At 34.8% G+C, this 8,518-nt stretch carries 8 protein-coding genes; 2 read left to right on the top strand and 6 right to left on the bottom strand.

The features are described from left to right. From ABY905_RS10780 to gldF, 6 genes are all read right to left on the bottom strand, one after another. On the bottom strand, positions 1-566 hold a 566-nt coding region (locus tag ABY905_RS10780), incomplete at its 3' end, for an AMP-binding protein (RefSeq protein ID WP_372643554.1). A gap of 265 nt (positions 567-831) precedes the next feature. Next, a complete protein-coding gene (locus ABY905_RS10785; protein WP_372643556.1) occupies positions 832-1,443 on the bottom strand; it encodes a fumarylacetoacetate hydrolase family protein in 612 nt (203 codons plus the stop codon). Between the two features lie 86 nt (positions 1,444-1,529). After that, positions 1,530-2,297, bottom strand: coding sequence for an exonuclease domain-containing protein (locus ABY905_RS10790; protein ID WP_372643559.1), 768 nt, complete (start codon positions 2,295-2,297; stop codon positions 1,530-1,532). Between the two features lie 135 nt (positions 2,298-2,432). Beyond that, the gene (gene dnaN, locus ABY905_RS10795; RefSeq protein ID WP_372643561.1) at positions 2,433-3,563 is read right to left on the bottom strand and encodes a DNA polymerase III subunit beta; all 1,131 of its coding nucleotides are present in this window, start codon (positions 3,561-3,563) and stop codon (positions 2,433-2,435) included. A gap of 250 nt (positions 3,564-3,813) precedes the next feature. Next, positions 3,814-5,505: a gliding motility-associated ABC transporter substrate-binding protein GldG gene (gldG, locus tag ABY905_RS10800; RefSeq protein ID WP_372643564.1), complete on the bottom strand. Its 1,692-nt coding sequence runs from the start codon at positions 5,503-5,505 to the stop codon at positions 3,814-3,816. 108 nt (positions 5,506-5,613) lie between these two features. Then, positions 5,614-6,345 carry a gliding motility-associated ABC transporter permease subunit GldF gene (gene gldF, locus ABY905_RS10805; RefSeq protein ID WP_372643567.1) on the bottom strand — a complete coding sequence of 244 codons (732 nt, stop codon included), beginning with the start codon at positions 6,343-6,345 and terminating at the stop codon, positions 5,614-5,616. A 182-nt stretch (positions 6,346-6,527) separates the two neighbouring features. On the opposite strand from gldF, the gene ABY905_RS10810 reads away from it, so the two are divergent. Beyond that, positions 6,528-7,622, top strand: coding sequence for an acyloxyacyl hydrolase (locus ABY905_RS10810; protein WP_372643570.1), 1,095 nt, complete (start codon positions 6,528-6,530; stop codon positions 7,620-7,622). Between the two features lie 6 nt (positions 7,623-7,628). Further along, positions 7,629-8,369 (top strand): GIN domain-containing protein, encoded by a 741-nt coding sequence (locus ABY905_RS10815; protein WP_372643572.1) that lies wholly within the window; start codon positions 7,629-7,631, stop codon positions 8,367-8,369. Positions 8,370-8,518 lie beyond the last annotated feature (149 nt).

Below are 8,518 nucleotides of genomic sequence, written 5' to 3' on the forward strand. Positions count from 1 at the left end.
CCCGAGGTGTAAATTAGAGTTGCTAAATCGTCGATATGTGCCGTTTCGAATCGAGCATCGAATTCTTTTCCCAGACGTGAAGCTTTTCCCATCTCAATAAACTCATCCCAATACATAGAATCCTGATGATCGCTTATTTTAACAGTCTTTTCAAAAACAATAACCTTTTTAATTGAAGAGCATTCATCAATAAGCTCCATGGTTCTATCGTACTGCTCTTGTTCACCAACAAAGATGGCTTGAACGGCAGAATCTTTAAGAATATATTTTGCTTCTGTTGTAGAATTGGTTGGATATATAGGAACGGTTACACCGCGCACACTCATGATGGCAAGGTCAGCAACAATCCACTCAGGCATGTTTTGAGAAAATATGGCAACACTTTCCTGTGTACCAATCCCTAATTTCAAAAGAGCCTTTGAAACTTGTCTGGTTTGAATGCCAAATTCACACCAACTAACATCAACCCATTCCCCACTAGTCTCATTCTTGTAACACATGGCAGTCTTGTCACCAAACTTTTCAAATCTTTGGCGAAGATGCTTGCCCCAATGTTGATAATTCATATCACTTTTTTAGTTGTAAATCACGCAAAGATACACATGTTTGCTATACTTTAAAGCATTTCACTGAAAATGCAAAGGCATAAACGCTTGTTCAAAAAGCCAAACCTTACCTATAGGGATTAAGAACCCAATTGAATCGGGCCTTCACAAAACAGTGGCTTTAGAAACGATCTAAAGCCACTATTAGGGTTAAATATCTTTAATTCAAATTGAAAACATCCCTCAAGGATAAAATCAATTATAATCGTTTCTAATAAAATCAGATCTATCGAACATGAAAATCGAGTAGCTTTTGGCCTTCCAATTCCCCTTCCAAATGATCACCAATTTTAACTGGACCTACCCCTTCAGGTGTTCCCGTATAAATTAAATCACCAATTTTAAGAGTGAAATATTTCGATAGGTAACTAATCAGGTAATCAATGGGGAAAATCAAGTCAGAAGTATTCCCCACCTGAACTCTCTTACCATTAATATTCAGGCTGAAATTCAGAGCATTTACATCTTTGAATTGAGTTTTAGGTATGAATTTAGAAATAGGAGCAGCACCATCAAAAGCTTTAGCTTTCTCCCATGGTAAGCCTTTCTTCTTGCATTCTGCTTGAATATCACGAGCTGTAAAGTCGATTCCTAAAGCTAACTCTTCGTAGTAACGATGAGCAAACTCAATAGGAATATTCTTCCCTACTCTATTAATTTTAACCACAACTTCTACTTCATGATGAATATCATTCGAGAAATCTGGATAATAAAAATCGTTATTGCTTTTTAAAAGTGCAGAATCAGGCATCGAGAAAACCACTGGCTCGGTAGGCACAGGGTTATTCAATTCTTTAGCATGATCCACATAGTTTCTTCCTATAGCTAATATTTTCATGTATTTATAATTTGATTTTTATTTGCCACATGGAACTTTCCATAGATTAAATTATTATCGCTTTTATTGGTTATCCAATAAACGAATTACATATTAAAATTTCTAAGCTTAATCTCAGTTAGAACTTTCTTGGTATAAAGTGGAAAATCATTGTTCATGATCCATCCATAATATCCGGGTTGCTCCTTCAATACATCTTCAACCGCTTTACCTTTATTCTTTCCAAAATTAAAAGTCTCAACGCCTTTCTTATCAAATATAATCATGCCAGCAAAATCAGCATTCTTATTCTGAGTAGAAAACTTAGAAAGATAATCAATATCGTTCTCCAAATTTTCATACTTGTCCAATTGAGATTTCAGCACCTCATAGGTTGCAACCGTATCAGCCTCTGCACCATGAGCACCTTCCAAATCTTTTCCACAGTAGAATTTATAAGCTGCAGTCAAAGTTCGTTGCTCCATTTTGTGGAAAATAGTTTGAACATCCACATGCTTACGTTTTCTCATATCAGTATCGATATCAGCACGTAAGAATTCTTCTGCCAATAAAGGAATATCAAATCGATTTGAATTATAACCTGCTAAATCACAGCCCTCAATATATTTCGCTATTGTTTTACCAATCTCCTTAAAAGTAGGCTCATCCTTAACATCCTCATCAAAAATACCATGTATTGCACTTGATTCCGCAGGAATTGGAATACCAGGGTTTACACGGAAAGTTTTAGTTTCCTCGTTACCATTAGGACTAACCTTTACAATAGCGATTTCAACAATGCGATCTTTCGATACATTGAGCCCAGTTGTTTCTAAATCAAAGAATGCAATCGGGTTTTTCAAATTCAAATTCATATGACTTATTCTTTTGAAGAAGTTTATATTTTTTCTTTAAGCAAACGATATGCTAAAGATCTTATCTTAAACAGAAAAAACCTAATGAAAGGATACTCTCATCAGGTTTTTATAGACATTATATTATCGTTTAAATTAAACGTTAATCATCATTGGCATTAATAACATTAACACGTCTTCATCGGCATTATCGTTATCGTATGGTAAGAATAAACCTGCACGTGTTGGGTCAGAAAGTGCAACCACAACATTAGCAGAAGATATATTCTGTAGAATTTCCAAAAGGAATACAGATTTAAATCCAATCTCTAAAGCTTCACCTTCGTACTGACACATCAATTTTTCGCGAGCTGAGATAGAGAAATCGATATCCTGTGCAGAAACAACCAACTCGTTATTACTCAATTCAAACTTAATCAAGTTACTTGCAGGGTTTGAGAATACCGAAACACGCTTAAGTGTATTGTAAAGCTCAACACGATCAATCGTCAATTTGAATGGGTTATTCGTTGGAATAACAGATCCGTAGCTAGGGTATTTTCCTTCAACCAAACGACAAATTAACTTGTAGTTAGATAGAGTGAAGAATGCATTCTTATCATCAAACTCAACCAATACAGGATTTTGCTCTTTTGGAAGAATATTACGTAATAATGATGCAGGCTTCTTTGGAAGAATAAATGAAGATTCAACTTCAGAACGACCATCAAGACGCTTATAACGAACCAATTTATGAGCATCAGATGCCACGAAAGTCAGGTCGTTGTTATTTAATTCGATAAAAATACCATTCATTACTGGACGAAGCTCATCGTCAGCAGTTGCAAACAAAGTCTTGTTTACACCTTTTAATAAAACCTCGCTAGCAACAGTAATATTTACGATATTATCTTGTTCCTTTTCAGGATTCTTAGGATAATCATCTCCGTTTTGTCCAGGAATGCTAAACTTACCATTCTCAGTGCTTAACTTCACAGCTAAAGTCTGAGGATCAACTTCAAAAGTTAATGGCTGCTCAGGAAATTCTTTTAAAGTATCAGTTAAAATCTTTGCTGGAAGAGCAATTACACCTTCTCCTTCAGATGCATCTAATGGAATTGTTGTAATTAAAGTCGTTTCCAAATCAGAAGCTGTAGCTATAAGCTCACCATTCTTCAATTCAAATAGAAAGTTATCTAGAATTGGAAGCGTGTTTTTGTTACTAATAACACGACTGATAGCTTGAATGTGTCCTAAAATCTCAGTACTTGATACTACAAATTTCATATGTTTATAATTTGTTTTTTTACATGATAAACAAAAAACATTTTGATTAAACTCACTGCTAATCAAGCCTGTTTCATCTATCAATATATATAATTGTTATTTTTTCATTTTCGTTTTTCAACACCCATTTATTTCTTTGAGTTGTTAAAAATATCAAGTGGTGAATATACGAATTTTATTTATTGGAATCTGATTTTTTCGCAAGAGTTTATCGACATATTTGCCTCTTCAATAATTCAGGTATATAGAATTAATTGGCATATTTCCTTTTACGGATAAAACCCCATACAAGGGCGAAAAATATTAGCAGTACTATAGGTAAACCTAAATTGATAATCTGATAAAAAAGTCGGTGCTCTCTGATTTTCGTCTTATCCAACAAACGAAGTTTTACCTCTCTCGATCTCAGATTCATCCACCCCTCATCATCACATAAATAATCGACACAGTTAAGCAAAAAATTGCGATTCCCATAGGTCTTTCGAGAATATCTGTCGTAACCTAAAGCTTCCATTTGAATATTAGATCCAACACCTCTCACTCTATTTTTAATGATATCACCATCCGATATTACAATCATTTTCCCTGGCAAACTTTCTGACTTATAAGTTGATTTATCGATACCTTCCCAGATTCTATTTTTAAATATGGATTGGAATTGACCTTCAATCAGTACAGCCATCACTTTTGATCCATCTGGAAAATCTTTTGCACTCATTTTCTGCCCTACAATATCAAGTCGAATTGGTGTTGGTACCTTCACTAATCGAGTGTGATCAGAACTGGCAAGTAAAATGGTATGCTTCAAATTAGGATCCTTACCAACCTTATCAATAGAATTGGCAAACTCAACACGAACCATATTCAATTTTCGAGTGATAGGATGATTTGAAGGTGGAGCCAATAGTGGCGAGTAATACCATGGTGCTGGCACATATTTACCATTCTGACCTGCAGCACTTGATTGCACAGGAATTAACTGAGATTGTACGTCCATAACCAAATCTGGATTGATACGAACGCCATATTTAAACAACTGATCTTCCAAATTCAATGGCTTATAAAATGCCATAGACATACCTTTAGCAGAAATGCTATCCATCGAAGCGGCAACTTCATCAATCAGCCACATCACTCTCCCGCCATTCATGACATACTGATCGAGAGCGTATTTCGCTTTTTTACTAAACGCATTCCGAGGCTGAGCAACTATCACGCAATCAAAACGCTTATAGTCTTTAGATAGTTCATAAGCAGTAGCACGACTCACCTTGTAGCGTTGCAAAAGTGATGCTGTAAAGTCGGCAACTTCATACTCTCCTAATTCTCCTTGCCCGGTGAAAAATGCCACCTCTTTCGCCTTAGTTTGATTAAGCAAGCGAATTGCCATCGAAAGTTCATACTCAATGCTCTCAATAGAGTGATTTAAATTCTGATCGGTAGATAATCCTGTCACAGATTTCAAAAGGTTAACGGGCGTTTCTTTCTTACCATCGTGCACAAAAAGACCTGGCACGAACACCTTCTGTTTCACGCTCCCGTCGCGACTCGTTTCTTGTATACTTGTTGGTTTTAAACCTCTTTCCGATAACTCCCTTAATCTTTTCTCCTTTTGCTTTGGGTTAAGTTCTAAATTCGGATCTACAAAGCTGTAAGCAATTTCAACTTTAGCATAGGATTCAAATTCTTCAATTAAATCAACTGTTGCATTCTTCAGTTTATTGAAACCATGAGGTAGGTCTCCATCAAGATAAATTTCAAAATAAACTGGCTTTTCGAGATCAGAGAGAAGTTGCCTGGTATTATCAGACAAAGTAAATCGTTTCTCAGAAGTCAGATCGATACGAAAATGAAAAACCTGCAACAGCTGATATACAAACAGAACAAGAAGTACTGAAAGGAGTAATTGAATTAAATTCTTCTTTTTATTGTTGATTTGCATGATGCTTCTATAATTATCTGCTTATAAATAGTCTTAAATGATTTTAAACCTTATAAGTACTCATAAATACTTCTCACTGTATCCTTTTTCACTTTAACCTTCTCACCCTTACCATTTTCTACTTTGAAGAACAGTTCGTGTTGCAAACAGAAAAACAAGTGACAATCCTATAAAATAGCTTACATCTCTTGAATCTACGACACCTCGGGATAAAGAACGATAGTGTTCATTTATTCCCATATTGATAATCTCTGTTTGGAATCCCTGAAACAAAAGAAGATCAGATAAATAATCAAATCCCATATAAAAACTAAAGCACAGAATCAGTGATAACAGGAAGGCAATAATTTGATTATCGGTGAATGAACCAGCAAAGACAGCTAATGACACGTAAGCAATTGCCAAAAAGAATAAGCCAAGAAATGAACCCCAGAAAGCACCCACATCGATACTTCCAACAGGATTTCCTAAATAATAAACTGACAAATAATAAATAAGACAGAAAAGTAAAGAAAATAAAACAAGTGAAAGTGCAGCTAGAAACTTCGAAAGAACAATCTTAAAATCAGTGATAGGTCGTGTCAGTAATAATTCAATAGTTCCCGACTTTTTCTCGTCTGTAAATAAGCGCATACACAAGGCTGGAATCAAAAAAAGATAAATCCAAGGAGCCATATTGAATAGGGTATCCAAGTTAGCATAGGCACCATCCAAAACGTTTGAGTTTCCCGGGAATACCCAAATAAACAAACCTGTAGCCAGTAAAAATATACTGATGATTAAATAGCCACTTATGGAATTAAAGAATGATCGAAATTCTTTCAATAATAATGTTAGCATGTTTGAATCGAATTTTGAAGTACGCTACAAATTTGCAAAATAATTATGAGATTTTACATTATGAATAAACACTTGTACATCAACAAATATACCTCTCATGTAATCAGCCTTGTAGATCCCTGAAAATAAGTGTAATTTAAATAGACTCACTTGAAAATTAACAAGAATTGAGCTCTTCACCTATGAAATTGACACTTCTGATATTGACACCACTACTCTTCAATTTTGTGTTACAGGCTCAAGATGCCTCTTCACAAAAAAGATACTCCATTGGCTTAAGCTATCATCAAGGCCTTTTCGTTCCAAAGAACCAATATATTAATTATTTAATTCAAGATAAAATATCCGCTTTTGAACTTAAACTGGCTCTTCGTCCAACCCCTCAAAAACCTTGGGTAAAACAATTTGCTGTGAGGAAATTAGGTTTAGGCTATTATCAGGGCACTTTAGGAAATACGGCTTCATTAGGTGAAGTAAAATCACTAGTCCCTTTTATTCAATTCGGAATAAAAAGCTGGAAACAATTTCAGATTAATACTGATGTTGGTATAGGAATCGCTAAAATGACAAAATATTTTGACCCAGTGAATAACTATTCAAACAAACTCATTGGATCGAAATACAATACCCATATTAAATTGGGATTAGAAGCCAACTACTCTTTATCTCAATTTGATTTGACTTATGGAATCGTATTTAGTCATTTTTCAAATGGTTCTAGAAAGCACCCTAATGATGGGTTAAATATTGTTACAGGAAGTGTTGGAATAAATTACAGGTTTGGAAAAGCTACCCAAACAACTACCCAACCTCGTACCTATTCAAAACTAAGGGATGAATTTACAGCCATTATAAATCAAGCATGGAGAGAAGTTAGCCATCAAGACCCACATACTTACTATATATCAATTATCAATTTATCTTATACTAAGGGGATCAACTCCAGACAGAGAATAGGTGGAGGTGTTGATCTTTTTTACGATGAATCCACAGACAGAGGCTATTGGACCCGAACACCTAGAACAAGTTTCAAAGATCGAATATCTCAGGGCGTATTCTTAAGTCATGAACTGGTTATTAGTAAAGTGTCATTCATCACACATATAGGCTTTTACTCGCTTTATCATACAAAACCAGATAACAATCCGTTTTACAACAGATTAGGATTTAGATATAAATTCAGCAAACACTTATTAGCCAATCTTAGCTTAAAGGGGTATCTCGGCAGTTCAGATTTTATTGAAATGGGGATCGGTTACACTTTCAACGCAAAATAAAAGAATATGAAAATATATGTTTACATACTATGCCTAATTATTCTTTGCTCATGCAATTTCATCAACCCTTTTCATGATGAAGGGGCATATATTGAAACACTTATTGAACTCGAAGATTTTACACAAATTGAGATTCACAATATCTTCAATATTGAAATTATTGAAGATACGGAAAGCTATATCCTTTATAAAGGAGGAGAAACAATACTTGATGAAATGTCCTACTCATCACTTTCGGGTAGACTTAGGCTTGATCACAGTTTTATGAATTGGACAAAAAACTTTAAAATGCCTACGTTGGAGATTCACATGCCTTTACTTGAAGGTGTCGATCTTTATGCATCAGGCAATATTAAAAGTTTAAATCAATTATCAGGAGATAAAATAGGTATCAATGTTTATGGAACTGCAGAAACTTATGAGATTAAACTAAACATAAACTATAATCAACTAAGATTTCATTCAAGAGGATCAGTAGGAGGAACCTTTGCCGTTTCGGGTGAATGTCCAGTGGCGGTATATACCTTAAATGGCAGCACTAATATTCAAGCCTCCGAACTGATTTCAAAAGATGTTCAAGTAGCACAAAACAGTTTAGGAGATGCACATATTTTTGCTTTGGAAAAAATAACAGCTACTTTCTATAAATCTGGAGACATCTATTATAAAGGCAATCCCGAAGAAATTGAGATCAAGTACGATCAAATTAATAATCAGGATGCCAGTGGTAAACTGATAAAAGAATAGAATTAAGACTTAATTGCTTTGACATCTTCATAAATCATTTTAGCAAAACGAGCAGAAGCCCCTGCTCCTCCTAAATGCTGACTCAAATCTTCATAATTTACCAACATCTGAGAACGATAAGCTTCATCATTTAAAATCAAATCGAGCTC

This window comes from Ancylomarina sp., from assembly GCF_041555295.1.
Taxonomy (GTDB): domain Bacteria; phylum Bacteroidota; class Bacteroidia; order Bacteroidales; family Marinifilaceae; genus Ancylomarina.

Coding starts and splice junctions, on each gene's coding strand:
- ABY905_RS10815 (WP_372643572.1), top strand. CDS start 7,629: ATGAAAATATATGTTTACATACTATGCCTAATTATTCTTTGCTCATGC.
- gldG (WP_372643564.1), bottom strand. CDS start 5,505: ATGCAAATCAACAATAAAAAGAAGAATTTAATTCAATTACTCCTTTCA.
- ABY905_RS10785 (WP_372643556.1), bottom strand. CDS start 1,443: ATGAAAATATTAGCTATAGGAAGAAACTATGTGGATCATGCTAAAGAA.
- dnaN (WP_372643561.1), bottom strand. CDS start 3,563: ATGAAATTTGTAGTATCAAGTACTGAGATTTTAGGACACATTCAAGCT.
- gldF (WP_372643567.1), bottom strand. CDS start 6,345: ATGCTAACATTATTATTGAAAGAATTTCGATCATTCTTTAATTCCATA.
- ABY905_RS10810 (WP_372643570.1), top strand. CDS start 6,528: ATGAAATTGACACTTCTGATATTGACACCACTACTCTTCAATTTTGTG.
- ABY905_RS10790 (WP_372643559.1), bottom strand. CDS start 2,297: ATGAATTTGAATTTGAAAAACCCGATTGCATTCTTTGATTTAGAAACA.